This window comes from Paenibacillus sp. 01L418 (assembly GCF_056400045.1).
Window position 1 is genome coordinate 15,807 of sequence record NZ_JBFTSN010000022.1, and the last position, 26,666, is coordinate 42,472.

Genomic DNA, 26,666 nt, shown 5'->3' on the forward strand with positions numbered 1-26,666 from the left:
GGCTGCTTCTTATATAAATACAACACTGACAGCCGAAATATCAGTACATCTGATCATTCATCGCATTCGGAAATTCATCAATAAACACGTTCCAGTCAAGCGGCAGCTCCTCGTCTCTCAGCAAGCAGTGGTCGAGCGAATCGGTCAGCTGCTTACGATTCATCGCGATGCCGATAAGTACAAACTTATTAACACGATCACCATATTCCTCGTGCCATACGTTTGCCAGCTCTGGGTCTTCGAGCAGTAATTCTTCTCGTTCCGCATCCGGCAATGCAGCAGCCCATAAACCAGCCGGTCCAAACTGTATGGAAGGCCCTGCTTGGCTCAAGCTTTGTGCATACGCGCTACGAGTCGCAAGCCATACAATACCTTTGGCTCGAACGACTTCCTCTGGCCAGCGCTCCATCCAAGCTTTAAGACGCTGCGGATGAAATGGCTTCGCACGTTCGTATACGAAGGAGGATATGCCGTACTCTTCCGTTTCAGGTGTATGTGATGGAGCTTCCAATTCCTTAATCCACCCTGCTGAACGACTAGCTTCGTCAAAATTAAACAACGACGTATTTAAAATTTCTTTCGGATTAACTTCGCCTTTGGAAGTACGAATAAACTTGGCGCGCGGCTGCATGGTCCGGAGAACCCCTTCTAGTTCCGCCAATTCCTCATCATCAACAAGATCACATTTGTTCAAAATAAGCACATCGCAAAACTCGATCTGATCAATCAACAAATCAACTACCTCGCGTGTATCGTCTTCGCCAACGGCTTGACTGCGATCAAGCAATGTTTCACCTGATGCGTAATCATGCCAGAAGCGATAAGCATCAACAACCGTTACCATACAATCCAGCCTGCAATATTGTGTTAAATCAATCCCTTGCTCTTCATCGATATAGGAGAAGGTCTGAGCTACGGGAACAGGCTCACCAACACCCGTTGATTCAATCAGAATATAATCAAAGCGATTTTCTTTCGCTAAGCTCTCTACTTCCTTAAGCAAATCTTCCCTAAGCGTGCAGCAAATACAGCCATTGGACATTTCGACAAGCTTTTCTTCTGTCCGTGACAAGCCGCCCCCATCTTTAATAAGACTAGCGTCTATATTCAATTCACTCAAATCATTTACGATAACAGCGACTTTCAAGCCATCGCGATTATGTAGGATATGATTCATAATCGTCGTCTTGCCAGCACCCAAATATCCGCTCAATACAGTTACAGGCAGTTTTTTAACAGTCATCATTGGCACCTCCAATTAATTTAAGCTTTCGATTAAACGTAATAATTACGATTATATAGCAAATAAAAAAAGCGAATTCAATTAATAGTAATCATTACGCTTAATGAGTATAACGATATCTCGCTCACTCGTCAAGATCGTATTCATTACAATTAAACAACTATGCTTTTTGTCCCATTTATCTTTTTTCCATGAAAACCAAACTTAATTGAGCATTGATTAATTTTGTTCGGAATATCTCATATCCTGCTATTTTATAAAGTTGAATGTATTATTTCCCCCATCCGAATACCATCTATATCCGTATTATCATTTAACACGACTAGTTTATTGCTGTTCGGCTCCAATAGCTTGAAAATTTGCATCTTTTCCTTCTTTTTATGATTATGGTTCCACACGTACATTCTCATAAAGATTTGTTTGTAATTCTCTTTTTCAAATCCAAGCTTCTGTACAATAAATCTTTTTGCACGAATGCACACAAGAGAGTCTCCCTACTTTATTCAAGTTCATTCTCTCTAATCTTCAGTCATATCCGCCTTCTGCTTCTGGCAGTTTCTGATAGGCTTCCTTCCCTGCAACGATTTGATGAATGAACTGTCGCAGTTCCAGCAACTGCTTCGCATCCTTTGTTAACTCGCAATATTTCTCGGTCCAAGTAAATGTCTTGGATTCCCCGTTTATACTAACTTCCCAGCTGTCTTCCCCGTAAGGAGTCCGTTCACACCCTATAGCAGCAGGCTTTAAGTTTTTTGTTCCCACTATATTTATTTCTCTCATTTTCTCATAAATGCTGCGCATCTCTTCTGTCGTAAACGCAATTTTTGCAGATGCAGTCCCGTTCATCACTAAATCCTTTGTAGCCGTATCTAGGAAAGTATTAATTTCGTTTTTGTTCACTTCGCTGTATCCGTAACGCACCATGAAATCAAAATCACTCGGCATTTCTTTAGGCATATTGTTTGATTCTATAACGATATCATTTGTTGGTTGATGCTGATCAACCGTGTTTATCCCTGCACTCGTCCCCTTGCTGCAACCACTTGCGATAACTGCAAATAGGAGTAAAACTGAGCATAAACGTTTCATTTTAATGCCCCCCAATTGAATTTATGCAATGTTAAAGACGTAATTGGGAGATATTAGTTGCATCTATCCCTCTCGTTCCTTTGTGAAATTATACATATCCTCGCACCTCGCTAAGTGTATGATCATTATACAAAAAAAGCCGATGACCCCTTTGCTTTGGATTCATCGACCTATTATCATTTGTCTATTCAAACAGTCGTTTGCCGATCTCCCAATGATAGCCAAACGGATCCGCTACACGACCAATACGCCAGCCATGTTCTTCATTTATAGGTGCAATTTCTGTTGCTCCCGCAGCGATAGCCAATTCGAATAAGGCATCGGGGTCGTTGACCGTGATAACCATCCGGAAGAAGCCACGACCTACCATTGCGGGTATAGCGGCAGCCTCTTCTTGAATCCAAAAATTCGCTCCTCTAACGGAAAGCTCAGCAATAGCTATATTCCCGTCTCCGTCCTCTAACCGATAAAGCTCGACTGCACTAAATGCCGCTTTATAAAACTTTATTGCCTCGGCCGCATTGTTGACCGACAGCCACGGTGCAATACTAGCCTCAGAAGAATCTAATCTGCGCGCGCTACACATTAACATTATAGGAGAGCTGCAGTTCATCCCCTGGCAGGCCGCGAATGCCCCAGTTATATTTTGGAGTTTCAAAAATTGTTATTTCGATATCTTCAGGAGAAATATGCAATTGTGCTTGAATGTGATCAAAGAGCGAACGAATAAGCTGTTTTTTGGAATCGATGGAACGACCTTCAAATACGCTTATTTCGATAATCGTATACGCCTCGGTTCGTCCAGGAGCGTAATAAAAATCTTCTTTCTCCATTGCGAAAAAACGATGAAACTTCTTATCGAGCGGCATTTTAAATACATCCACTACACAGGAATGAATAACTTCTGATAATTGCTGTTTTATCGGATTTAATTGATCCTTAAGTCCAAAAACTTTCACCTGAGCCATTCTACTAATCTCACCTTTCTAATTCCAATGGTTGTTAGTGTAATCTTGTATTTTTAGTAAAATTATAGCACATGCAATTAGAATAAATCTCCTATGCTGAGCCAAACCAAGCATGGCTTAGCAGACGAATGCCTTCTTCAATATCATCCTCACTCATTCCGCCAAATCCAAGCCATACAAAGGATGCCGGACAGCGCTCACTATCCATCCAATGTACATTCGGAGAATACACTTTTACCCCATTTTCTGCTGCCCGTTCGATCAGCTGGCCGCTTTCTCTGTCCTTAACATCAAGCAGCAAATGCAGTCCTGATTTGCTCCCAATGATACTTACACGATCACCCATATACAGTGATATCGCAGTAACTAAAGCTTTATGCTTCGCTTGATACAGTCTTCTCATTTTGCGTATATGCCCAGCAAAATGTCCGCGATTCATAAACAAAAACACGGCCTGCTGAATGATAGGTGATGCAGGCTGACTGTAAACGGAAAATATCTCATCCCGCTTTTCCAGCATGTTTGTTGGCAAGACGATATAGCTTAATCGGGCCGCAGGCAAAAACGATTTCGAAAATGTCCCCAAATAAACGACACGTTCTCCTGAGTCCAATGCTTTAAGAGAGGGAATCGGCTGGCCAACATATCGGAACTCACTATCGTAATCATCCTCGATAATGACAGCGTCGTTTTGGTTTGCCCACTGAAGCAGCTTCATTCGTTTCTGTACTGACATCACCATGCCTAATGGAAATTGATGTGATGGTGTCACATACACTGCGTTGACATTGCTTGTTTGCAGCTCTTCTATGTTCAAGCCATCAGAATCGACCGAAATGGGCGTAATTTCGCAGCCATGATTTTTAAAAATCGTTCGAACGCCATTATAGCCGGGTTCTTCCATAGCTATGTTTTGCCCCCCTAGAGACAAAAACTGCAATAACATGCTTACGGCATGTTGTGTTCCTGAACAAATGATAATTTGATTGGAGCTGCACGATACTCCGCGAGATTGAAATACGTATTTTGCAATTTCTTCCCTAAGCTCCTCTTCTCCTTGTGGATGTCCATAACCCAATATTCGATAAGGGTCACCATTTAAACCATCCGACAAACATTTTTTCCATATCTTCATCGGGAAGCGATGCCATTCAATATCACCATAGTTAAAATCATACCGATACCTTTTCCAATTAACATCTTTAGTGGAACTTACTTGAACTGAATCTCGATTTGTATTCACATCCTCTAACGGCAGCACTCTTATTCCATTACGACTTTTACTATCCACATACCCTTCTGCAAGCAGCTGCTGATAAGCAGCTTCTACAGTGTTTTTGCTAATCTTCAAATAGTGCGCCAACTCACGAATCGATGGAAGCTTAGTACCTTCAGCCATTGATCCAGATTCAATTTGATTCTTAATATACGTATACAGCTGCGAGTATAAAGGATGTTTTCCCTGCTTATCGAGTAAAGGAGTAATCTCAATCATATGCAGCACCTGACCCCATGAAATATTCGGAATCTGCCCCTTTTCACAGGGACAATTGTTCATTATTATTACATTATCATAAAGACAAAGGGTGTGCCTAAATATGTTTCCTGTAAGATTACAGAAAAGAGAGTGTACTGATCAGGGCAAGATTCAAACCTTTTTGTTAAACGCAAAAACAGGATTCCTTGGCCTATCTGCCGCTGGAATCCCTTACGTTGTTCCGTTAAATTTCACTTGGCTGAACGACACGGTTTATTTTCATGGTGCTGCTGAAGGGCGGAAAATCTCCTATATCGAGCAAAATCCTGAAGCTTGTTTTACCGTGAGCGAAGAATATGGAACATTAACTGACCCCGTACCTGCTCATACCGACACCTCTTATATGAGCGTTATGGTTTCTGGGAAAATACAGTTTGTTAATGAAATAGACGAGGCTGCAAAAGCTATGCAAAGCATGCTGGACAAATATGTGCCTGGCTACTATAAACAACCGTTGTCCAAATCGCATTTCGAAAAATATGAATCTTCCTTGGGGAGTAAAACTAAAGTATTTAAATTAATAGCTGCTTCCATCTCTGCAAAAGAAAACGAGAWGATAGAGAGCGCTATGTTTTATCCAGGTAAAACGGTACACAACGATTTGTAATAACGGTTAGACAACTAAAGAAATCATCATTACCGATGAGCAATCGTCAATTGGAACTTTTGCCTTGAACCGCCTTCGGGACCGTTTGGAATCGATTCCTCCAAGGGAATGRAACCAAATTTCTCATAAAGGCGCCTTGCAGGCATCCCGTCTGGAATATCGTCGCCAAATGTTGTGACTGCTATTTCTGAAGGAACATCTATAAGCGCTAGAACATGATTCAGCAATGCCGATGCCACGCCTTTATTTCTTGCTTTAGCGGAGACAGACAACCAACCGATTTTGTAGCTTGGGGCGTTAGATGTAGAAAGCAATAGTCCCCCTAACAGGCTGCACCCTGGCGAACCATCATATTCCCGCACGCAGAACGCGCGATTTTGATGTATATTTCTCTCTAGTGCCAGAACAAAGTTTGGATCATCTACCATTGGGCCAAAGAGGTACTCCACCTCAGCAGCCAGCTCTAACCATCCATTTAGATCTTCTAATGTTGCGTTTACGACATTCATTTATTATGTCTCCCTTTAACTGCTTCCTGAACAAAAAACCGAAAGATAGACACTTTATAAAAAAGCGTCTTGTCTCTCGGATTTTTGCTTATCTATCTATTTCATTTTAAAGCATTCTGCTTAATAACGATATAAGTGACGATCTTCTTTTTCACGAATCCATACCTGCATGAAGCCCGCATCTCGGTTATCCCATGCATAATAAGGAATAAATAAACAAGCGCTGCCTTCAGCCACTTTTCCTTTCAGAACAGTCACGCCGCCAAGCCATTCTGCTCGGTGCTCAATGAATAGCGGGTCATGTGCTGCAAGAGAAAATTCATCGTAGGATAACTCCATATTATCAGTCTGCTCCATGCAGTACACCACAGGTCCGCGCTGCAGAGCTATTCTTCCAATGTTAGCCTCCACCTCCGGCCGTGACCGAATAACTTCAACCGGCATATCCAGCTCTAATACAATGGAGTCTCCCGGTGTCCAGCAGCGATTCAATACGAGATAACCATTTTCGATCTTTCCTTCCGATGGCTGCGGGTGCTCCCCTAGAAGCGATAGCTTATATCCTCTGCACCAGCCAGGAACACGAAGCCGGATCTCGAACGTTTCCGCTTGATCCAAGCTTACCGCAACTTCGATTTTTCCATCCCAAGGGTACGCGGTTGTCTGCTTAAGTTTGACGGTTGTCCCACTTTTTATTTCCAAAGCAGTTTCCCCGTTCATGTATTGATTGACGACTACTCCAGCATCCTTAGCAGCATAAGCATATTGTCCAATGGATGGTAAAAATCTAACTAGGTTAGTCGGGCAGCAAGAAGTGCCAAACCAATCCACGCGGTGATGCTCGCCATTTGATGCAAGCGGATTGACGTAGAAAAATTTGTCGCCAGACAACGAGATTCCGGCTAAAGCGCCATTGTACATTTCCCGCTCTACAACATCGGCATATTTGGCATCGCCAAACAACAAGTTCATCCGGTGATTCCAAAAAACCATAGCGATCGCCGCACAGGTCTCGCAATAAGCCGAATCATTCGGCAAATCGTAATCATGTGTAAAGCCTTCATTATGCTGAGACGGCCCGATGCCGCCTGTCACATACATATTCCTTTCAACCGTATGCGACCAAACGCGGTGCAGCGCATCAATATACGTCGGATCACCGGAAGCATGCACGACATCAGCCATCGCGGTGTACAAATACATCGCTCGTACAGCATGTCCTGTTACCTTCTCGATATCTCGAACAGGTACATCATCCTGGCAGTACGCAGGGCCCCATTCCTCTTTGTCCCAAATGGCACCTTTACCATGACCATGACCACGTTCTTCAAGCAGCCAAAGCGCCAGCTTCCAATAACGATCCTCGTTGGTCGTGCGGTAAAGCTTCACAAGCGCAAGCTCAATCTCCTCATGCCCCTCCACCCAGTGCCGCTTGCCAGGGCCAAATACGCGATCATAATGATCAGCCATTTTGCATGCTACATCCAGCAGCTTCCGCTTGCCTGTCGCTTCGAAATAAGCAACCGCTGCTTCAATCAGATGGCCGCCATTATACATCTCGTGTTTTTCCATATCCGACCATTTGAGATCAGGCGCTTCAAGCGTGTAATAAGTACTTAAATATCCATCCGCTTCCTGCGCCGCAGCTATGAGATCAATAATGCGATCGATCTCTGCTTCCAGTACTGGATCACGATCCGTCATAAGTGCATAAGCGGCACCTTCAAGCACCTTATACACATCGGAGTCGTTATAATACATCCCTTCAAATTTGCCTTCCAGCAGTCCGCCTGCTATTGCAAAATTGTCAATTCGGCCTGTCTCCTCGCATTTGACTAAACATGCCTTCATCGTAATATTTTTGATAACTTCCAGCCGCGGCCTCCAGAAAGCATCATCGATCTCAACTTTCGTAAAGGGCACGTTTTGCCAGCCTTTTATCGCCTTCGTTTCCGTTAATGTCATGTCTAACCATCCTTTCATCGCTAATTGTTATCCTTTCAATCCCGTTAACGTAATGCCTTCCAGAAAATAACGCTGGCCGATTAAAAATACGAGCACGCAGGGCATAACGACAGTTGCTGAAGCCGCCATGAGCAAATCCCATTGCGCTGTATAGCTGCCTTGAAACATTTGCAAGCCAAGTGCTAGCGTAAAGCGGCTGTCACTCTTCAAATAGATAAGCGGCCCCATAAAGTCATTCCATGAACCTAAGAAGGTAAATAGCGCAACGACGATAACAGCCGAACGGCTAAGCGGCATAAGAATACGCCAGTAAATTTGAAAATAATTAGCCCCGTCCACAAAAGCAGCCTCGTCAAAGTCACGCGGAATCGTCATGTAGAATTGGCGCAGCAGGAAGATATTAAAGATACCTCCGCCAAAGAACGCCGGTACGATAAGGGGATAGAACGTATCATAGAAGCCCAGCGTTTTCCATCCGAGAAAGCTCGGAATTAACGTAACCGCAGCAGGCAGCATCATGCTGGTCATGAGGATTGCAAAAATGGTGTCTCTGCCTTTCCACTGAATACGAGAGAAACCAAAGGCTGCGATCGTACTCGTCAGCACAGTTCCGATAATAACGCTGAACACAATAATAAGCGTATTTTTGAAAAATTGTCCGAAAGGCAGCACAGTAAGTGCTCTCTCGTAGTTATCCCATTTAAAAGGATTTGGAATCCATTCCGGCGGCATAACGAAAATTTGCGACAAATCCATCACTGAGCTTCGAATCAGCCAAACGAACGGAATGATAAACATAACTGAAATAATAATAAGGGCCGCATAACCTGCTGTCAGCTTGAGTTTGGACTCTCTCATGATTTTTCCCCCTCGTAGTAAACCCAAGATTTCGAGGTTTTGAATACGATAAACGTAAAGAACAAAATAATGATAAATAGAATCCATGCCAGGGCAGATGCATAACCCATCTCTGTATCACGGAATGCTGTACTCCACAAATAAAACACGAAAAATAAACTTTTATTATTAGGCCCGCCCTGTGTCAAAATGTAGGCTTCGCTAAACACCTGGAAAGAACCGATAATCGTCATGATGGTATTAAAGAAAATTGTTGGCGTTACCATCGGGATCGTAATATGGCGCAGCTTATGCATCCATCCTCCGCCATCGACATCAATGGCTTCATAGTACTGCTTCGGAATACCCGAAAGCCCCGCTAGAAAAATAATGACCGTGCCGCCTATTCCCCAAAGCGTCGTTAAGACAACAGATGGAATAACACTGCTCTCGCCAAACAACCAGTTGCTTGTCGGCAAATGAAGCCATGCGAGCACCGTATTGACTAAACCAAGGTCTGGATTAAGCAGCCACAGCCATATCATGGACGATGCAACCGCTGGAACGATACTTGGTAAATAAATAATGGTGCGGAACAACGATCTACCCTTTACATTCATATTAAGGAGCAGCGCCAGCAGAAAAGAGATGATGATGACGGCAGGTACCCGCAGAATAACAAAATAGAAGGTAACGCCTAGTGATTTATAAAATAAATCATCTTCACCTGAGAAAAGCTTGGCGTAATTATCGAAACCAATAAATGAGGTTGTATCTTTGAACACGCTATAATCGGTTAAACTGAGCACCAAACTAGCAATCATAGGTCCGAGCGTAAATATGATGAAGCCTAGTATGGCAGGAGCTGTAAACAATAACCCGTAGAATAACGCCTTACGCTCTCTTATGCGACTTTTTTTACTGGCTGCTGGAATGGTTTGCGCAGGAATATCCATGCCCATACTTGCCTCCTATCCTAAGAAGACGGCGGTCTTCAGGAAGAACGCCGTCAATCTGACTATAGTTCTTTCTTTAAATGATTATTGTACATCACGACGTCCTTGAACCTGTGCTTGTGCTTTCGCAGCGATAGAATCCATTGCCTCTTGAGCGGTTTGCTGGCCTAACCAAACTTTATCGAGTGCTGGATTAACGATATCCATAATTTTATTAAAGTTTTTCACATAAGCGGTTGGTGTTGCATGGCTGTTGCTCAATACCATCTCAACGACCGCATCTTTGTAGCCCGATGGGCGAGAAGGCAGGTTTTCAGTCCATCTGGTTAGGTAAGATTCATCCGTGTACCACTCTTTATGAGATGGCATCCAAGTGCCGGCAGTTAGCAGCTCGATTGAAGCTTCTGGATCAATCAGCGCCTTCAAGAGCTCCCATGCTTCCTCCGGATGTTTCGTTGATTTAAACATCGAAAACATGCCAGAAACGACAGTCGTCATCGGCTGTTTCATCACGGGAAGCACGCCAACGTTAAAATTGAATTTGGATTGTGCCAGGCTTGTGCTTGCCCATTGACCATCAAATGCCATCGCTACTTTTTTGGTTTGCAGCGCAACGTTGGTGCCTGGTATATTTTTCGCTTGAACAGGTGACGGTGCTACATGATGAACATTAATAAGATCGGAAATCTTCTGAATAGCTTCTACAGCTTCTGGCTGGTTCAGAGCAAAGGTTTTGCCGTCCTCAGACAAGAAGTCTCCGCCATTTGAATAGATGAAGTTGCTGTATGCGCCCCACCAAGTTGGTACGTTGACTCCGAATTGTTTAATATTTTTAGGATCAAAGCCTTCTTCTGTCGCATTCTTGCCTTTGTTGTCCATCGTAAGTTTCTTCGAAACCTCTACGAACTGATCCCATGTCCACGCTTCAGAAGCTTTGGCTGGCGGAGGTGTTAAGCCTGCATCCTTAAATACATCTTCGTTATAAAATAAAGCAAAAGATTCTGGGCCAGGCGCAATACCGACTACATTGCCTGGCTCCGAGGAATACATAATGTTAGGAACGAGCCTATCCACAGTCAACTCCGTATCCTTATCAAGGAAATCCTGAAGGTTGACGAACTTGCCTTCTTCCGCTAAAGGAAAAGCGATCGTGCTGGACTCCATCATGGCAATGTCCGGCTCATCGTTTCCAGCTACCATGGTCGTTAATTTCGTATCGTAATCCGCTGAAATGGCTTGGAAATCAACCTTAATATTGGTATGCTTAGCCTCAAAACTAGCGACTGCTTTCTTAAATGCTGCGATCTCATCAGGTGCGCCCCAAGCGGTAAGACGCAGTTTGATCGGATCTTTGGATACATTTTCACCGCTGCCCGTATTTTCGGTGTTGCTTGAGCCATTCGTTGCCCCAGCCTGAGAATTTTTGTTACCCGAATCAGACTTCGTGCAAGCCGATAATACGCTGATTGCCATAAGCAGCACAACTAAGAGAACGGAAACCGATTTCCATTGTCTTCTCATATTCGTAACGAGCCCCTTTCATTTATCCATCTCATTGGCTCATAGCTGCAGTCTATGATGGTTTTATTGTAATCGATAGATAACGCTTTCAAAACCCGAGTATTATTGGAATGGTGGACTATTATTAGGTATCAAGTGGCAGTCTTATCAGAATGCTGGTACCTGATCCTGGCACAGACCGAATCTCGATGCCGTATTCATCACCGTATGCCATCTGTAAACGGGAGATCGTATTTTTAATGCCGACCGAAGAAGATTGTTTGTACAAAATCACCTTGATCATCTCTTCGCTTATTCCTCGTCCATTATCCTTAATCTCAAAAAAACGTTTTCCCTCCTCTGCCCAGCCGCGAATGAGGATAACGCCTCCCTCTTCCATCTGATTAAATCCGTGCAAAATAGCATTCTCAACAAACGGCTGAAACAGCAACCTAGGCAGCTTATGATCATAAAGGATCGGATCAATTTCATAATTAACCGTAAACTTGCCTTCGAACCGTGCAGACATAATATAAAAGTAGTTTTTCATCCATTCGATTTCCTCTGACAGATGAACGGCGCCCCATTCCTTCCGAGAAGTATAATGCAGCATATTGGACAAACAGACGAGCATCTTGCTTAGCTCCTTCTGATTATTTTCAATCGCTGTCCAATTCATAATATTGAGCGTGTTATACAGAAAATGAGGATTCATCTGCATATTGAGCGCGTGAATTTCTGCTTCCTTTTCCTTTAGCTTAATCTCATAGTTTTCTTTGACGAGCAGGTGAATCCGATCATTCATCCGGTTAAATCGCTGCATTAAGATGCCGAATTCGTCATTCGTGCTGACTTCCACGCGGGTTTGAAAATCGCCTTCGCCAACGGATCTCATCGCTCCGAGCAGCTTCTTAATCGGACCTGTGATTCGGCTTAATATAAAATAGGCAAATAAAAATGCGATTCCGCTCAATATAGCAGCTAACACAATCGTTGAGGTTCGAATAACAGGCACAAGGTTGCTTACCAATGCAGACTCCGGCGTTATTACGATCGACAACCATCCGGTTACGGTTGAGCGGTCAAAGCATATGATCATATTCTCGCCGTTCAGCTTCATTCGCTGAGTACCGCTTCCCGTCATGCGGAATGAATCCACCCAATTCTCGTTGAAGCTTTTTGTCACTTGTGACACATCACTGCCGGCAACTACCATGTCGTTCGAATCTAATACCATATAGCGGGAACCGACTGGTATGCTCTTCTCAAACAAGGCATCCAGTACAGTCGATTTGAAGCTTATCGTAAGCACTGGACGCTCCACATTCGGATTCAGCTTAATTAATGTACTGTCTTCCATATGTGAGAAATTGAGCAAACGCGTGGCTGAATATAAATAGCGATAATCGATCATGCTCTTGGAAAGATAAGACTGATCAAACATCTCCGTAAAATCATAGGTAGGATACCAAATCATTTTTCCACCCGCATGCACAGCTTGCTTGTAAATATTTGAAAGTGTAGGATCTCCTTGCGGCATGTTTTGCGAATTGCCGAAGGTGAAGTAAGAAGTCCAAAGCTGATAGGCGTAAACATCGTCGTTTTGTGAAAAATATTTGCTGAGAATAGTAGATACGCGTCGATCAGCTGCCAGCAGCTCCTCAGCCTTTGCTGGATTCAGCTGACTGAAAATTTGAAATAGATCCTTGTCTACGAACAAGGCCAAACTGCTCTGATCGACAACTTTGAGCTTCGTATCGATGACTTCATTATTTTTTTTGACGATCTCATAAACATTTTTTTGTGCTTGCTCTGTCACAACCTTGAGGCTTGTACGATAAAATAAAGTGATTAACACAAGGAACGGCAAAGCAATTAGAATGATATAGCTGATGAACAACCGTGATCGAAATGTCATATTCATATCTCGTYTCTATTCGTTGTAAGGGATTTATGCTTATAAGCTTCCGGCGATAGACCATTCTGCTTCTTGAACACTCGGCAAAAATACTTCGTATCGCGATAGCCGCATTGCGCAGCTATATCATAAATTTTCAAATGGCCATCTCTGAGCAATTGTTTTGCCCGTCGCATCCGAGCCTCGGTAATATGGTCAGAAAAAGACTTTCCGGTACAGCTTTTAATCAATGTGCTGAAATAAGACGGATTAAAGGCAAACTGTTCAGCTGCCATCTCTAGTGTCAAATCCTCCATATAATTCTCTTGTATCCAGCTCAAGCACTGTTCCATAATAATCTCGTTTTTCCCTTGCTTCATGTTCCGTAACGCTTGGTGCAGATCATGAATTTGAGACTCCAAGAGCGTCAGCAGCTCACCATAACTATCGCATGCAGGTATTTCCGTTACGACCGTATTCGTGAGTACGCTTCCAAAGTTTCTTTCGACAACATCTCTTGTTCGGCTTTTAAGCTTCATAAGTGTGAGTGAGGCACACTCTTTAATAAGCTGCGGTTCCGTGTGGCCCTCGCCTGCCAGTTCTTGAAAGGCAGATCGGCACAGCAGGATGGCAGCCATTGGATCATTATCCTGCAACGCTTCAAAAAGCCGCTCCCCATCTAAGTGAAAGGACTTGCTGGAGTGGTTCAGCTCATCATGAAATAGGACCCCCTGCCAGCAATCATGGAAATTATAATCACAGGCAGTTTGAGCCGTTCGGTAAGAATGCGGCAGCTGCTCTACTAATGATAAACAGCTCGTCCCCATGCCATGAACAAGCCGGCCATACGGCAGCCACTCCTTGTTTAGTTCGCTAAATGCCAATCGAATCTCATCGCGTCTAAGGAATGGGCTCGGCGTACGCACAATAGTAATTGCTTGGAATGCATCTTCACGAAGCGTATTGATGGAGAAGGTACTGGCTTGACCGTAGCAGGACCCCAAATGCTCCAGCTGTTGCAGCAACGCAGGCGTATAGATGCTCTTATCCTCCTCAAGCCGAATGGTGAGTTCAGAAAAGATAACTGTACCGCTTCCTTGCACAATATCGAGTGCTTCAAGCTCCACTTGCTCCGCTGCTGATAGATTGCCGCTTAACCATGACAAAAGCAGATTGCTCTGGTAGGCAGAGGAGGTTAGCTTAAGCCGATGCTGCAGTTTTTCGGAAGCTTCACTCTGCATGGACTCCGCCGCTAGTTGTGCATCAAGCCGCCCCAAAATATCCTCCACTTTATCTATATCAATCGGCTTCAACAAGTAGTCATAAGCGCCATGGCGCAGAGCAGTTTGCGCATATTCAAATAAATTATAAGCCGATACCATAACTACCTTCGGTCGATGTTCCTTATCCTCAAGCCATTTCAATAAAGTCAATCCATCCATATTAGGCATCTGGATATCCGTCAGTACAATTTGCGGTTGATCCTGTTGAATGATAGCGATAGCAGCTGCCCCATCCTTCGCTACTAATATTTCAGCTTTTGGCCGCATCGCACTAACTAATTTAGCCATTCCTCTGAGATGCCTTGGCTCATCGTCTACAATTAGTATTTTCAATCCGCTCACGCTCCATCTTCATGCGGTCGCTTTCACTCATTTACTGTTGAATTTCCGCATTAGTTGTTAATTTAATAGCGAGTATAACACTAAATATCTGGTCTGTTGCAAAAAAATATTACATGATCCTATATATGTAATGAACGCACATTTTGAATTGATAGCATACAAAAAGGCCATCCTTTGCAGGATGACCACTGGTTTCAATGGATTCTCGTCGCCTTACTTAAGTCCATATCCTTTCCACATGCTCAAGCTTATTCAGATTAAATGTTAATTTATAAATGTCCGGCTTCGAGGTCGTATTCCAAAAATCAAATCCAAACTTATTATCATAATGGTTCATAATGATCGTCATAATATTGCCATGGGTACCCAAAACAATGTTTTTACCTCGGTGCTCCTCCAGTATTCTCTCTATGACGGGTATCGCTCTTTGTTGTGCGCTTCGAGTCGTTTCGCCGCCCTCCAAAGCAAAATCCATATCGATAAAAGATTTCCTTATCGCTTCATACAGAACGTCCCAAGTAGCCTTATAATCCAAACCCTTTATCGCTCTTTCCACCAGTTCTTCATACTCTACAATCGTCATCGCTTTCCGCTTTGCTAAATGCTCAATCGTCTGCACCGCTCTCGTGTAAGAGCTGGATGCCATAAAATGAATATCGACATCGCCCAGCACCTCTGCAACACGTTTTGCTTCTGAGAAACCCTCCTCCGAAAGCCCGCGTGTTCGTTCTTGTCCAAATTCAAAAGGCGATTCTGCGTGTCTAACCATATAAATGACCGTATTCATAGGTTTATCCTCCGTTAACGTTCAGATCATAAGCAGCTTTTATTTAATCGCTTGGCTAAGAAACAAGTCATGAATATCCGGATACGATTTGCTCGATGGTGTGGGGGTCGCTTGTATGACGGATACAAATTGGTGCTCAGGAATGACATTCACCTCTTGCCCACCAAATCCGCGACATCCATATCCAGCTTGAGACAGCCACCACAAAAAACCATAGGACGGATAGGATGGGGTTATCGCTTGCTTCACAAACGCTGGAGAAACAATCTGTTTGCCATTAATACTGCCATCTCCTAAAAATAGCAAACCTACCTTAGCCATATCTCTAGCAGACAAATCCGATTGTTCTTCACCCTTCATTACCGTATAGGAGAAGCCGCATGGACTGCTCGGCCAAATTCCACTGGCGATATCGAGCGGTTTATACATTTCATGATAAATGAGGTCGTAGGATGTGCTTCCATAGGCTTTGCCTATGACCGCTGATAACAACATGACATCCCATTCCTTATACTGAAAATTCATGCCAGGAACACTGTGCATGTCAATATCAGCGATATGCGATAGCCAGTCATTCGTACGCATCATTTGCTGCAGCATCGGACAATGGTAATGAACTCCGCCATTCCAGTAAATGCCTGATGACATCGTTAGCAAATGCCGAATCGTAATCAGCTTATGATAATGATGACTATGACCAGCAAAGGCGGGCAAATAATTGCCTATCGGTTCATCTAGATTATTAATCAAGCCTTTGTCCAAACAGATGCCTACAGCGATGGCTAAAATACTCTTCCATACTGATTTAATAGAATGCCTCGTATTTTCATTACACTTATTGAAGTAACGTTCATAAACCAGTTTCCCGTTTTTCACAATGATCACGCTGTTTATGAGTCTATATCGCTTTTGCTTCACATAATCATCTATCTGCTCTAGAAGTTTAGCATCCATTCCCTCCGCCTCGGGAGTGGACAACTGCCATTCAAAGCTCATTTCAACACCTGCTTTATATATTTCCCGATGATGGAATGACGGTTCGACATTAGTTCAAGCGGCATGCCCTCTGCGATAATAGCTCCCCCATCACTTCCGCCACCAGGTCCCATTTCGATAATATAATCACAATTGGCAAGCACAGCTGGATCATGCTCGGTAATGATAATCGTATTGCCAGCATCTGCGAGCTGCTGCAGCAATGTCATCAGCCGCTCCGTATCTGAGAAAGAAAGGCCTGTCGTCGGTTCATCCAAAATATATACATTATCCTTCCCGCTTTGCCTGCACAGCTCCTTGGCGAGCTTAATCCGCTGCGCTTCACCGCCTGAAATAGATGGCGTCTTTTGGCCGAGCGTAATATAACTCATCCCTACACTTTCTAGCGTACTGAGCGTGGCCGATATCATTTTGTCATAAGCCATAGATTGTTCATTTCCAAAAAAAATGCTGGCCTCCGCGACACTCATCATCATAATTTCCTTTATGTTCTTTCCCTCAAGCCTTACACTTAGAGCCTCTTCAACAAATCCTGTTGCCCCGCACATATCGCACTCTACCTCTATGAAGTTGCCGAAGCCAACATAATGGTTTTTAAAACCTTCGCCCTTGCAGCCTCTACAGCCTCCTTCAGAATTAACGGTAAACAGACTGGCTGTATATCCTTTTTCCACCGCATCAGGTGTTTTGCTGAACAAAGTTCTGATTCGATCAAATATACCTGTATAGGTTGCTGGACAAGAGGTTTTGCTCCTTCCAATGGGCTTCTGGTCCACCACTATACATTTTTTAATCTGCTCGAATCCAAGTAACGTCACCTCGTCTTGCAGCACAAGCTCTGTATCATCGTTGTCATATATGAACTTGCTTTGGAGTGATTGCTTAAGCTTTGGTACTAGTGTGTGCTGGATTAGGCTGGATTTGCCGCTGCCTGATACTCCCGCTATTCCTACCATCAGTCCAAGAGGTATCGTCACGGAGACATCCCGAAGATTATGTAGGCTCGCATGCTCCAGCCTAAGTACTTTGCTTGGATCGGCTAACTTATATTGTGTTTTGACATGCAAGGTTTTGGTGCCATTCAGATAGGGGGCTGTTCGCGATCGTTCACAAGCCATAAAATCAAGGTAGCTGCCTTGGAAAATAAGCTCTCCGCCTTGAACTCCCGCTTCGGGTCCAAGATCGACAATGTAATCGGCAGCTTGCATAAATTTATGATCATGCTCTACGGCAACGACTGTGTTTCCTCGCTCCACTAAGCCTTGAATGATGCTTATCAGCATCTCCTTCTCTACTTCATGCAATCCGATTGTAGGCTCGTCGAATATAAAAATAATAGAATCCATATCCGCAATAATAAAAGACGCCAGAAACAGACGCTGAATTTCACCGCCTGAGAGCGTAGGAACTGGACGCGATAAAGAAAGATGATGAAGCCCTACATCGACCATACACTGAAGTTTCATGACCATTTCATCCAGCAAATTTTTGCTTGATACATTGGCGTGCTGCTTTTGCAAAAACGCAAGCAATTCGTTGATATACATATCCTCGAGCTCTTTAATCGTTTTCTCACCAATTGTGGTATGAATCGCCTGAAGGCCAAGACCTGTGCCTTTACATTTGGGGCATGGGATGGAATCCGCATTAATCCCCCATAAATTCACTTCTTTGTCTTTGCTCCCATGTCTCTTCACTTTGCTGGCCATATGTTTCATCATATCTGTAAAAACAACAACGGCGCCTACAAATCCACTCTTGCGGCAGCCATACTTGAAGGAATGAAAAACATCATCCGGCAAAACACCGATTTTGTCATTTATATCAATCTTGTATATTTCACAAAACTTTTTGAAGTTTCCTCTATGAAAACGATGCTTGACCAAAAAACCATCAAACACGTTTTTGATTTGTGTTTCCGGATTAAGAATCGCTTCTTCTTGAATCATCTGATGGCTTCCCGTACCAAGACACTTCACACACATTCCCTTAGGTGAGTTCCTCTGAAACAACTCCATGGAGAGCGGCAGCCCGTCATTGTAGGCAGGATCACGTTTGCCATACGTTGCAAACAAAATGGCAAGTAAATTTCCGATTTTTGTCCGCGTGCCTACTGTACTTCTAGGATTGGATTGCCGGACGATACGCTGCTCAATGGCTACCGCARGGGACAAACCCGTTATTTTATCAAAAGAAGACACTGCATCAACCATATACTGCGTACCTGAGAACAATAGATAGCGCCGCTTTCCTTCTTCATATAACGTATCGAAAGCAAGACTCGATTTGCCGCTTCCCGATACGCCTGTTATGACTGTAAGCTTATTTTTCGGTATACGAACATTGATATCCTTGAGGTTATGCAGCCTTGCTCCTTCTATCTCTATGAACGCTTTCATGCATGCACTCCATTCTGGCATAGATCTCATACCCATAATTTACCGCACATACGTTCTTATGTAAATAGTTTACTAAAAAGGCTGCCTAATGGAAGCCTTCTCCTTTTAAAATAATGAATATCAGCTCGCCGATTCCACCTGAATAGTAATACTGCTAAATAACTTATCTTGAATGTATACGTTTAGCCGCCACATGCCGGCTTCGGGCAGTACCATCGATGATGGAATAAYCGCGTCTGCCCCATTCAGCGGAGAGCCCACACTGCGCGCAGAGAAAACTTCAATCTCCTGCGTAGTGCCTTCTTTTACGCCCATAACGTTAAAGCTGCCCGTGAGTTCCTTCTTGCTCCCCCAGAAATACCACATGTACTTATTTCCTTTCCCCGCAACAATCGGCTGCTCGTCTAGGATCAATCCTTGCTCATTTTGATAAGGGCCTACAAGAAATCCAACCTTGTCTTTCTCGCCAGCAAGCACATAGTTGTGAGGCATTCCATCGTTGCCTGTATACGGCAATTTGAACGTAGATGTGCTTATCCATGGCGAAGGCTCCTGCACTGCCAAAATAAAGTCACCGTAAAATTGTTCATTCAGCTTGACCTCGAATGTCCATGTTCCGCCCAGCGGCAGGCTAAAGCTGGTTGTAAAACGTTCCAACGTCTCATACCCTGAGCTCGGCTCTGTAATGGTCACAGGGGACATAACGGTCAACCGTTTTCCCGATTGCGCATGATAACCTTCAATAGAAATGTTTTTGCCAAGAAAAACATCAATGGACTGCGTGAAATGGAGAACATAGCCTTGCATGACACTCGCTACCACATTCTCTTCAGGAAATACTTGAAATATCATTTCGCCGTTCTTCCTGTATTCCGTTCGAATTTCCTCTACCCTGCCGCTTCCATTTGTTCCGACGATTTGTGAAGGGCTTGTAAACAGCTTGCTCAAATCTGTGGCAAACAGTATATAGACAAGAACGGCTGCGATTGCACTAAGTGCTCCCAGACGAGCAATATAAGACTTTTTCTTCGGTTTATCATTGGCCCTATAAACAATTTTCTCCCTCAATTGCTCAGTGAAGCGAGGATTCACAAACGGGGAGCGGCTAAGCGCTTCTTCCCACTGTTTTGGCTCCTTCATATGATGTTTCCTCCTTTTGAATCACTTTGCAGTAAACTTGTCATTTTTTTGCGTGCGCGGTGCAGCCTCGATTTAACCGTCCCTTCCGCTATTTGCAGCAAACTTGCCATTTCTTGCATCGATAATTGATAATGAATTTCCAGTATGAGGACTTCTCGGTAGCGCAGCGGAAGCTTCATAACGGTGTTCCAAATATATTTGGTTTCCATAAGGTCAAAAACTTCCGCTTCCGCTGATCTGGATGTTTCCCTTCTTGTTACGAAATCCATCACAATGACCTTAGAAAAATAAGCACTTCTTTTGTATTTATACGTTTTGTTTCGTGTAATGGCAAGCAGCCAGCTCTTCATACTGGCTTCGCCTCGAAATGTATGCAGCTTCTCATATACTGTCAAAAAAACATCCTGACAAATGTCATCTGCCGCATCGGCATTCCGAATTAAAAAGAATGCAAAATTCCAAACGTCGTTGCCATGTGCATTCATCAAATCAATCAATACGGCATCCGTTTCAAATCCTTTTGCCAAATACTTCACATATTCGAGCTCCACCTCATCACCTCTCTAATTAAGAAGACCCTTCTGCGTTCCTAAAGTTCCCGAATAGGTGAGGAAAGGACATCCATTTGTGATAGTCAAAAGCCGGTCCCTTAATTTCGAGTAAGCAGAAGAAATATCGGTACAAATCACGCACCTGTAATAAATCAGGGAAAGGCAGCACTTCAGCATAACCTTTGCGGAAATGATGAGCTCCCGCTTCATCCAACGAACATTCAATCGCTATTAAATCCATTTCACGAGGACCAAGCACATACGCTTCTGTATCAACGATTGCGCTAACACGTTCTCCATTTGATAGAAACTGCCTCGGATCCATATCGAGCATGATGCATGAGGCATACTCCGGTACCGGCATATTTTCAGCTAATGAACAGTAGTAATTAAGAGATTCATGGATTGCCGCATTTTCCTTGTAATAACGTGCTGCCATCACCCTTAATGCATCTGCTAGCTTCTGAGGGAAATCCGCTAATGCATACCGAACTGAGCCATTTAGAGAACCCCATTCCTTACCTTTATCGGAATGGATCTCCGCAATCGATCGGCCAAAATCCTCCATCAGCATCGCGGGTTTATTTTGAAATGACAATGGAACTCCATTTATTTTTCAACCGAAATCACTTGTCTTCCATCGATCACGGCCTTGCCAAGTACACTGGGAATAGCGATATTGCTTGTCAATCGTGAGAGATATTGATTAATAATCTCCATATCAAACGTCTCGCTTAATTGTTTCCCGAACAAATTGCTGCATGCCCATACAAAAGGAACATCAACGGTCTCATCTACGCCGGATGACCGAACAACGTATTCCCCTGCTTCCGTGATGACTAGAAACACGTCACTAGCAAAGCCACCCAGAGTGGACTGTGACATAATAGGTTCAGAAAATAATGATTGTAGGTTCATGCTGTACCTCCCATCCAAGATAATCAAATTTTTACATATTATCATTCAAAAATATAGACTTATAATTACGGCTCTGTTATGATGTTGAATAAGGTCTATATAAAATTCCCGACTCCTAAAAACATCAAAGGACTGCTTAAAAAGTACATTTCCCGGCTTTCATTAAACGGGAGTACCTTTATAAGCAGTCCTTTTTATTTCAACAGTTATTAGTAGGCAAGAACAGATTCACCGCTAATGATGGTTCCATTGTTTCCGCCTTCACAAATTTCTTTCATGGATCCGGGCTTGTCGAAGTTGAACACATGCATAGGCAAATGATAGTCTCTAGCCAATATAAAGGCTGACTGATCCATTACCTTCAAATTATATTGCAAAACATCATTGTAATGAAGAGATTTGAACCGCTTCGCATCGGCATCGTATTTAGGATCGGCATTAAAAATGCCATCTACGCCTTGTTTTGCAACCAAAAGCGCCTCGCTATTCACTTCAATGGCCCTTTGTACCGAAGGATAATCCGTTGTCACGTAGGGTTGACCGTTGCCTCCAGCAAATATGACGATATAACCTTGCTCCAAATGGTGGATTGCACGCAGTCTGATGTATGGCTCGGCGACCGAAGTAATCGGTATCGCTGTCATGACGCGAACTTCTTTGTCTGTTTTAGCTTTCAGCACCCCGCGAAGCATCAAACTATTAATGACGGTTGCAAGTGTTCCGATGTTATCTGCTTCCGCTCTTTCGATTCCCCAGCTTTCCGCCATATTGCCGCGAAATATATTCCCCCCGCCAATAACGAGCGACACCTCAACACCTAAACGGACCACGGATATAATTTCATTCGCAATGTAATTTAACCGTTCAGGCTCAAAACCGAATTCAGCATTTCCTGCTACTGCCCCGCCGCTAAGCTTAATAAGAACTCTCTTGTACCTCATTCGCCGTTACACCTCCTTAGGATAAAAAAAACACTAAAGCAATAGATGCTTTAGTGTAAAAGTGAAATGGGAATATGAAAAACACAATTGGATAACGCAACCTTGCACTTGATCCTCATATTCCCACTCCTTCCATTTATTAATTCTCACATATTTTATACTGAGTACGAGCAAAAAAGCAACTACCCATTAGCAGCAAACATTTCTACTCCACTTTTGTCGCATGCTTCTGAGCAAGAAGCGACAGCTCAGCTGCTTTGAAAGCATGCTCCTGCGTCATAGCAAGCTCAGTGCCGTTCAAGCAATCGAGAATGAGCTGGCCAAAATAAGGGAAGCCGACTTTGCCGCGAAGCTGGATATGCTGCTCGCCATCTGCATTTACCAAATAAAGCTGATCTCCGTCCTTATCTTTAGCGATATCAATGTACTTCCTCATCTCGATGTAGCCTTCAGTTCCGAGAATCATAGTACGACCGTCGCCCCATGTTCCAAGACCGCTTGGTGTTAGCCAATCGACACGGAAATAACCGGTTGCCCCATTCTCGCCAACAAGCGTCATATCTCCAAAATCCTCAAGCTCTGGATACTCCTTATTGGCATAGTTGGCCACCTTGCTGTTTACAACATTGGCATTCTGATTGCCTGTAAAATATAGAAATTGTTCAATTTGATGCGATCCGATATCACAAATGATGCCGCCATACTTTTCCTTCTCAAAAAACCATGACGGGCGAGAGGCAGCGTTCAAACGATGCGGCCCTAGTCCAATGACTTGAACAACACGTCCAATTGCACCTTGTTCGATCAATTGACCCGCATAAACCGCGCATTCCACATGCAATCTCTCGCTGTAATATACTGCGTATTTTTTTCCTGTATCTGCGTTTGCAGCGCGAGCGTCCGCGAGCTGTTCAAGCGTTGTAAATGGCGCTTTATCGGTAAAATAATGTTTGCCGCTCTGCATGACGCGAACGCCTAGCGGGCCGCGCTCCGATGTTACCGCTGCAGCTGCAACCAGCTGCACCTCATCATCGGAGAGCACCTGCTCTTCCGACTCAGCTGCCCGTACCTGCGGATATTGACGGATAAATGCTTCAACCTTAGCGGGGTCAGCGTCGTATACCCATTTTAAAGTGGCGCCCGCTTCCACAAGTCCGTTGCACATGCCATAAATATGACCGTGATCAAGACTAACAGCGGCGATTACGAATTGCCCATCCTCAACTACTCTATTCGGCTTTCCCTTTGGCGCATATTTCATGCCATCTGCATTACTCATCGATCTAGTCCTCCTTCTGATAGGCTGAGCTTGCGATTTTCTCTTGCAGATGCTTATAGAACAACTCCTCATCAATCGGCAAATCTACCCAGCCATCCGTCCATGTCGATAGCAGCATCGCATTCGAGAGCATAAGCCCTTTGATGCCTTCCTCACCTGGAGCAATCAATGGTTCATTGAACAGAATCGCATTCACCCAGTTTTGTGTAATGCCTTTATGATCGGGGTTGCTGCCATGAATCGGAATTTCACATTTCCAACATTCCGGCTGACCGAAGCCGCCTTTGAACTGCTTGTTGAATTCCGGCTCAGGAACTGTTAGACGCCAGAATGTTAATTGGTTATTTTCAATTACAATTTTACCGCGATCACCGCTCACTTCCAGTCTGTTCGTGCCTGGCGCTTCGCCAGTCGTCGTCACGAACACTCCAGTAGCTCCGTTCTCATACTCTACGAATGCGGTTACATCATCCTCAACCTCGATGTCACGATGCTTGCCGAAGTAGCAGAAAGCACGGACGCGCTTTGGCATCATACTGATCGTCCATTGCCACAAATCGAGCTGATGCGGATCTTGGTTTAGCAGCACTCCGCCGCCTTCACCAGCCCAAGTTGCACGCCAAGTACCGGAGTCATAATAGCTTTGAGAGCGATACCAATTGGTTATAATCCAATTGGTTCTTCTTATTTCACCTAGCTCGCCGTTATCTATCAATTCTTTCAGCTTCACGTATATCGGATTTGTCCGTTGGTTATACATCATGCTGAATTTCACATTTGTTTGGCTGGCTGCGTCATTCATCTCGCGAACCTGCTTCGTATAAACACCTGCCGGCTTCTCGCAAAGCACATGCAGACCACGCTTAAAGCAAGCAATAGAAAGCTCTGGGTGGGAGAAATGCGGCGTCGCAATAAGCACTCCGTCAACAAGTCCAGAGTCCATCATTTCATAAGGATCCTCATATAATCCGACTTGATCGCCAAGCTTTTCTTTTGCCCACGCAAGATTTGCTTGTACACAATCACTAACTGCGGTTATTTCAACTCCACTGACTTCACCTTTTAACAAGTAGCCAATATGACCCTTGCCCATATTTCCTAGTCCGATAATTCCCAAACGAACGATCTGCATCCGAATACCGCCCCTTTATTTACAATGTTATAATAGCAGCTGCTTTCACAATCGTTTTGCCTGCCTATATGGTAGCATTTTGGGATGCAGTGGGCTTCATTCGCATTAACTTGTTTACGCTTTTATTTGACTGTGGTTGGTGTATAATGATGGTATTTATGAGTGGAGGCGAAATGATGAGCAAGCAGCAACAAATCCAATTACCGTTCACAATGGGAACCAGCTCTGATTTTAATGCTCATATTCCCTATCATAGTCACTTTCATTACGAAATCTATTATTTCCATGGCGGCAAAGTAAACTATCTTATTAATGACCGCATCTATGTTCTGGAGCCTGGCGACTTGCTGCTTATGCACGGGATGACACTGCACCGGGCACATGTCGACCCAAGCGCAGTTTACCACCGGTCGATCCTACATTTTGATCCGTATTACTTCAAGCAATTTATTCAGCCTTCATTTGCAGCGGACCTGCTCGAACCATTCGAGAAGCTTCAAAATATACGTTTGCAGCTGAGGGGCAATGAGAAAGCAGAAATAGAAGCTAGTCTTCACAAGCTTGAACAGCTTTACGTCCTGCAGGACAGCTTCTCCATTCAGCGATTTCAAGCTTTAATGCTCGATTTTCTTATTCAGATCAATCAGCTTTGCCAGAAGCCGCTGAAGGATAAACCATCCTTTCCTACCTCCAAAGAACGCCATGTTCAATCGATCATCTCCTATTTGGAATGTCATTATAATGATGATATTACGCTAGAGGCGATTCAAGCAGAGCTGCACTTAAGCAAATACTATTTGGCTAAAACATTCAAAGAGGTTACTGGATTTACAATCTTCCAGTTTCTCATGCAGCGTAGAATCTATCAGGCCAAAATCGAACTTATCAACACCATTCACCCCATCACCGACATTGGTTATGATGTTGGTTTTAAGCATCCCTCTCATTTCAGCCGCGCTTTCAAGCTGCATACCGATCTTACACCCGAACAATATCGCAAGCAAAATCATGTCTCTTCCGATCAATTGTAAACCGCTTCATTCCAAATTTGTGGATTGAAGCTCTTGACCCATTTAGTTGTTAAGCGTATTATTGTCATAACAACTAAATGAAAATAGCAGGTGAAATCAATGGAAATTATACAATCAGTAGGCTATATGCTCAGCAATACAGGCCGTAAACTAAACCTTCGGCTGCATCAGCTTTTTCAAGATTATGACGTTACGCCTGAACAATGGTCGCTGCTTATGTATCTTGATGAGCACGATGGCATGACTCATAAAGATTTGGCGCAGCGCTCCGACAAGGATCCCGCCAACATTACACGGCTTGTTGACCAGCTTGAACGAAAAGCGCTTGTCCGACGTGTCGCCAATCCGAATGACCGCCGATCACAGCTGCTTTATTTAACCGCTAATGGCAGAACATGCTCTAATGAACTGGCACCTATCGAAGCAAAATTTGTTGCACAGCTGTTGACAGATATTTCGGAAGACGAAATTCAATCATTCAAAAAATTTATCGCCAAAATAACTAAAAACGCAGAACTGAACCACGAATCAAACACAAAGACGAGTGAATGATCGGCGAACATCTGAGAGGGGAACCTATAATGAATACGAATAAACTATGGAGCGCCGACTTCATTAAAATATGTTTAAGCAGCTTTTTTCTATTTTTTGCTTTTTATACATTAGCAACAGCGTTGTCCGTTTATGTGACCAATGGGCTTGGAGGATCTGACACGCAAGCCGGATTATCGATGACTGTTTTCGTTATCGCCTCAGTAC

At 43.7% G+C, this 26,666-nt stretch carries 25 protein-coding genes; 3 read left to right on the forward strand and 22 right to left on the reverse strand.

The features are described from left to right. Positions 1 to 40: 40 nt before the first annotated feature. The 5 genes from AC1DSE_RS05235 to pdxR all read right to left on the reverse strand — a co-directional run bounded on the left by AC1DSE_RS05235 (position 41) and on the right by pdxR (position 4,795). Positions 41 to 1,243, reverse strand: a complete 1,203-nt coding sequence (locus AC1DSE_RS05235) for a GTP-binding protein (protein ID WP_477509467.1) — start codon at positions 1,241 to 1,243, stop codon at positions 41 to 43. Positions 1,244 to 1,768: 525 nt separating this feature from the next. Then, positions 1,769 to 2,332 carry a hypothetical protein gene (locus AC1DSE_RS05240; RefSeq protein ID WP_477509406.1) on the reverse strand — a complete coding sequence of 188 codons (564 nt, stop codon included), beginning with the start codon at positions 2,330 to 2,332 and terminating at the stop codon, positions 1,769 to 1,771. Between the two features lie 184 nt (positions 2,333 to 2,516). Further along, positions 2,517 to 2,924 (reverse strand): VOC family protein, encoded by a 408-nt coding sequence (locus tag AC1DSE_RS05245; protein ID WP_477509407.1) that lies wholly within the window; start codon positions 2,922 to 2,924, stop codon positions 2,517 to 2,519. After that, entirely contained in the window at positions 2,911 to 3,300 is a 390-nt protein-coding gene (locus tag AC1DSE_RS05250) for a tautomerase family protein (protein WP_339207598.1), read from the reverse strand. The genes AC1DSE_RS05245 and AC1DSE_RS05250 overlap by 14 nt, the downstream gene beginning before the upstream one ends. A gap of 91 nt (positions 3,301 to 3,391) precedes the next feature. Next, entirely contained in the window at positions 3,392 to 4,795 is a 1,404-nt protein-coding gene (gene pdxR / locus AC1DSE_RS05255; protein WP_477509408.1) for a MocR-like pyridoxine biosynthesis transcription factor PdxR, read from the reverse strand. 103 nt (positions 4,796 to 4,898) lie between these two features. Between pdxR and AC1DSE_RS05260 the strand changes: the two genes are divergently transcribed. Continuing rightward, positions 4,899 to 5,444 carry a pyridoxamine 5'-phosphate oxidase family protein gene (locus AC1DSE_RS05260; protein ID WP_477527466.1) on the forward strand — a complete coding sequence of 182 codons (546 nt, stop codon included), beginning with the start codon at positions 4,899 to 4,901 and terminating at the stop codon, positions 5,442 to 5,444. Between the two features lie 29 nt (positions 5,445 to 5,473). On the opposite strand, the gene AC1DSE_RS05265 is transcribed toward AC1DSE_RS05260, so the two are convergent. From AC1DSE_RS05265 to AC1DSE_RS05345, 17 genes are all read right to left on the reverse strand, one after another. Next, complete coding sequence (locus tag AC1DSE_RS05265; protein WP_477527467.1) at positions 5,474 to 5,953, reverse strand: GNAT family N-acetyltransferase; 480 nt, start codon at positions 5,951 to 5,953, stop codon at positions 5,474 to 5,476. A 120-nt stretch (positions 5,954 to 6,073) separates the two neighbouring features. Continuing rightward, positions 6,074 to 7,918: a glycoside hydrolase family 127 protein gene (locus tag AC1DSE_RS05270; RefSeq protein ID WP_477509410.1), complete on the reverse strand. Its 1,845-nt coding sequence runs from the start codon at positions 7,916 to 7,918 to the stop codon at positions 6,074 to 6,076. A 27-nt stretch (positions 7,919 to 7,945) separates the two neighbouring features. Beyond that, on the reverse strand, positions 7,946 to 8,776 hold the full coding sequence (locus AC1DSE_RS05275) for a carbohydrate ABC transporter permease (RefSeq protein ID WP_076267977.1): 831 nt from the start codon (positions 8,774 to 8,776) through the stop codon (positions 7,946 to 7,948). Next, positions 8,773 to 9,711, reverse strand: a complete 939-nt coding sequence (locus tag AC1DSE_RS05280; protein WP_477509411.1) for a carbohydrate ABC transporter permease — start codon at positions 9,709 to 9,711, stop codon at positions 8,773 to 8,775. Before AC1DSE_RS05280 ends, AC1DSE_RS05275 begins: the two co-directional genes overlap by 4 nt. Positions 9,712 to 9,795: 84 nt before the next feature. After that, positions 9,796 to 11,232 (reverse strand): ABC transporter substrate-binding protein, encoded by a 1,437-nt coding sequence (locus tag AC1DSE_RS05285; protein WP_477509412.1) that lies wholly within the window; start codon positions 11,230 to 11,232, stop codon positions 9,796 to 9,798. A gap of 124 nt (positions 11,233 to 11,356) precedes the next feature. Continuing rightward, positions 11,357 to 13,129 carry a sensor histidine kinase gene (locus tag AC1DSE_RS05290; protein ID WP_477527468.1) on the reverse strand — a complete coding sequence of 591 codons (1,773 nt, stop codon included), beginning with the start codon at positions 13,127 to 13,129 and terminating at the stop codon, positions 11,357 to 11,359. 2 nt (positions 13,130 to 13,131) lie between these two features. Further along, positions 13,132 to 14,724, reverse strand: coding sequence for a response regulator transcription factor (locus tag AC1DSE_RS05295; RefSeq protein ID WP_477527469.1), 1,593 nt, complete (start codon positions 14,722 to 14,724; stop codon positions 13,132 to 13,134). 226 nt (positions 14,725 to 14,950) lie between these two features. Then, entirely contained in the window at positions 14,951 to 15,520 is a 570-nt protein-coding gene (locus tag AC1DSE_RS05300; protein WP_477509415.1) for a histidine phosphatase family protein, read from the reverse strand. A gap of 39 nt (positions 15,521 to 15,559) precedes the next feature. Then, positions 15,560 to 16,516 carry a serine hydrolase domain-containing protein gene (locus AC1DSE_RS05305; RefSeq protein ID WP_477509416.1) on the reverse strand — a complete coding sequence of 319 codons (957 nt, stop codon included), beginning with the start codon at positions 16,514 to 16,516 and terminating at the stop codon, positions 15,560 to 15,562. Continuing rightward, complete coding sequence (locus AC1DSE_RS05310) at positions 16,513 to 18,915, reverse strand: ATP-binding cassette domain-containing protein (RefSeq protein WP_477527470.1); 2,403 nt, start codon at positions 18,913 to 18,915, stop codon at positions 16,513 to 16,515. Before AC1DSE_RS05310 ends, AC1DSE_RS05305 begins: the two co-directional genes overlap by 4 nt. Positions 18,916 to 19,035: 120 nt before the next feature. Continuing rightward, positions 19,036 to 20,055: a DUF4871 domain-containing protein gene (locus tag AC1DSE_RS05315; protein WP_477527471.1), complete on the reverse strand. Its 1,020-nt coding sequence runs from the start codon at positions 20,053 to 20,055 to the stop codon at positions 19,036 to 19,038. Then, positions 20,052 to 20,606, reverse strand: coding sequence for a sigma-70 family RNA polymerase sigma factor (locus AC1DSE_RS05320; RefSeq protein ID WP_339207584.1), 555 nt, complete (start codon positions 20,604 to 20,606; stop codon positions 20,052 to 20,054). The genes AC1DSE_RS05315 and AC1DSE_RS05320 overlap by 4 nt, the downstream gene beginning before the upstream one ends. Positions 20,607 to 20,622: 16 nt before the next feature. Beyond that, a complete protein-coding gene (locus AC1DSE_RS05325) occupies positions 20,623 to 21,204 on the reverse strand; it encodes a hypothetical protein (RefSeq protein ID WP_477509419.1) in 582 nt (193 codons plus the stop codon). Positions 21,205 to 21,215: 11 nt separating this feature from the next. Next, entirely contained in the window at positions 21,216 to 21,524 is a 309-nt protein-coding gene (locus tag AC1DSE_RS05330; RefSeq protein ID WP_477509420.1) for a hypothetical protein, read from the reverse strand. A 209-nt stretch (positions 21,525 to 21,733) separates the two neighbouring features. Then, on the reverse strand, positions 21,734 to 22,465 hold the full coding sequence (gene pyrH, locus AC1DSE_RS05335) for a UMP kinase (RefSeq protein WP_339207582.1): 732 nt from the start codon (positions 22,463 to 22,465) through the stop codon (positions 21,734 to 21,736). 205 nt (positions 22,466 to 22,670) lie between these two features. Beyond that, positions 22,671 to 23,744: a Gfo/Idh/MocA family protein gene (locus AC1DSE_RS05340; RefSeq protein ID WP_477509421.1), complete on the reverse strand. Its 1,074-nt coding sequence runs from the start codon at positions 23,742 to 23,744 to the stop codon at positions 22,671 to 22,673. Positions 23,745 to 23,748: 4 nt separating this feature from the next. Beyond that, positions 23,749 to 24,876, reverse strand: a complete 1,128-nt coding sequence (locus AC1DSE_RS05345; protein ID WP_339207580.1) for a Gfo/Idh/MocA family protein — start codon at positions 24,874 to 24,876, stop codon at positions 23,749 to 23,751. Positions 24,877 to 25,052: 176 nt separating this feature from the next. Between AC1DSE_RS05345 and AC1DSE_RS05350 the strand changes: the two genes are divergently transcribed. Both AC1DSE_RS05350 and AC1DSE_RS05355 read left to right on the forward strand, forming a co-directional pair. After that, positions 25,053 to 25,907: a helix-turn-helix transcriptional regulator gene (locus tag AC1DSE_RS05350; RefSeq protein WP_477509422.1), complete on the forward strand. Its 855-nt coding sequence runs from the start codon at positions 25,053 to 25,055 to the stop codon at positions 25,905 to 25,907. A gap of 99 nt (positions 25,908 to 26,006) precedes the next feature. Next, positions 26,007 to 26,459 carry a MarR family winged helix-turn-helix transcriptional regulator gene (locus tag AC1DSE_RS05355; RefSeq protein WP_477509423.1) on the forward strand — a complete coding sequence of 151 codons (453 nt, stop codon included), beginning with the start codon at positions 26,007 to 26,009 and terminating at the stop codon, positions 26,457 to 26,459. Positions 26,460 to 26,666 lie beyond the last annotated feature (207 nt).

Bases quoted from the DNA above. Each gene is read 5' to 3' on its own strand.
- AC1DSE_RS05235 (WP_477509467.1), bottom strand. From the start codon at position 1,243: ATGACTGTTAAAAAACTGCCTGTAACTGTATTGAGCGGATATTTGGGT.
- AC1DSE_RS05340 (WP_477509421.1), bottom strand. From the start codon at position 23,744: ATGAGTAATGCAGATGGCATGAAATATGCGCCAAAGGGAAAGCCGAAT.
- AC1DSE_RS05345 (WP_339207580.1), bottom strand. From the start codon at position 24,876: ATGCAGATCGTTCGTTTGGGAATTATCGGACTAGGAAATATGGGCAAG.
- pyrH (WP_339207582.1), bottom strand. From the start codon at position 22,465: ATGAGGTACAAGAGAGTTCTTATTAAGCTTAGCGGCGGGGCAGTAGCA.
- AC1DSE_RS05280 (WP_477509411.1), bottom strand. From the start codon at position 9,711: ATGGATATTCCTGCGCAAACCATTCCAGCAGCCAGTAAAAAAAGTCGC.
- AC1DSE_RS05245 (WP_477509407.1), bottom strand. From the start codon at position 2,924: ATGTTAATGTGTAGCGCGCGCAGATTAGATTCTTCTGAGGCTAGTATT.
- AC1DSE_RS05350 (WP_477509422.1), top strand. From the start codon at position 25,053: ATGAGCAAGCAGCAACAAATCCAATTACCGTTCACAATGGGAACCAGC.
- AC1DSE_RS05270 (WP_477509410.1), bottom strand. From the start codon at position 7,918: ATGACATTAACGGAAACGAAGGCGATAAAAGGCTGGCAAAACGTGCCC.
- AC1DSE_RS05290 (WP_477527468.1), bottom strand. From the start codon at position 13,129: ATGACATTTCGATCACGGTTGTTCATCAGCTATATCATTCTAATTGCT.
- AC1DSE_RS05250 (WP_339207598.1), bottom strand. From the start codon at position 3,300: ATGGCTCAGGTGAAAGTTTTTGGACTTAAGGATCAATTAAATCCGATA.
- AC1DSE_RS05240 (WP_477509406.1), bottom strand. From the start codon at position 2,332: ATGAAACGTTTATGCTCAGTTTTACTCCTATTTGCAGTTATCGCAAGT.
- pdxR (WP_477509408.1), bottom strand. From the start codon at position 4,795: ATGATTGAGATTACTCCTTTACTCGATAAGCAGGGAAAACATCCTTTA.
- AC1DSE_RS05275 (WP_076267977.1), bottom strand. From the start codon at position 8,776: ATGAGAGAGTCCAAACTCAAGCTGACAGCAGGTTATGCGGCCCTTATT.
- AC1DSE_RS05305 (WP_477509416.1), bottom strand. From the start codon at position 16,516: ATGAGCTTTGAATGGCAGTTGTCCACTCCCGAGGCGGAGGGAATGGAT.
- AC1DSE_RS05355 (WP_477509423.1), top strand. From the start codon at position 26,007: ATGGAAATTATACAATCAGTAGGCTATATGCTCAGCAATACAGGCCGT.
- AC1DSE_RS05330 (WP_477509420.1), bottom strand. From the start codon at position 21,524: ATGAACCTACAATCATTATTTTCTGAACCTATTATGTCACAGTCCACT.
- AC1DSE_RS05300 (WP_477509415.1), bottom strand. From the start codon at position 15,520: ATGAATACGGTCATTTATATGGTTAGACACGCAGAATCGCCTTTTGAA.
- AC1DSE_RS05285 (WP_477509412.1), bottom strand. From the start codon at position 11,232: ATGAGAAGACAATGGAAATCGGTTTCCGTTCTCTTAGTTGTGCTGCTT.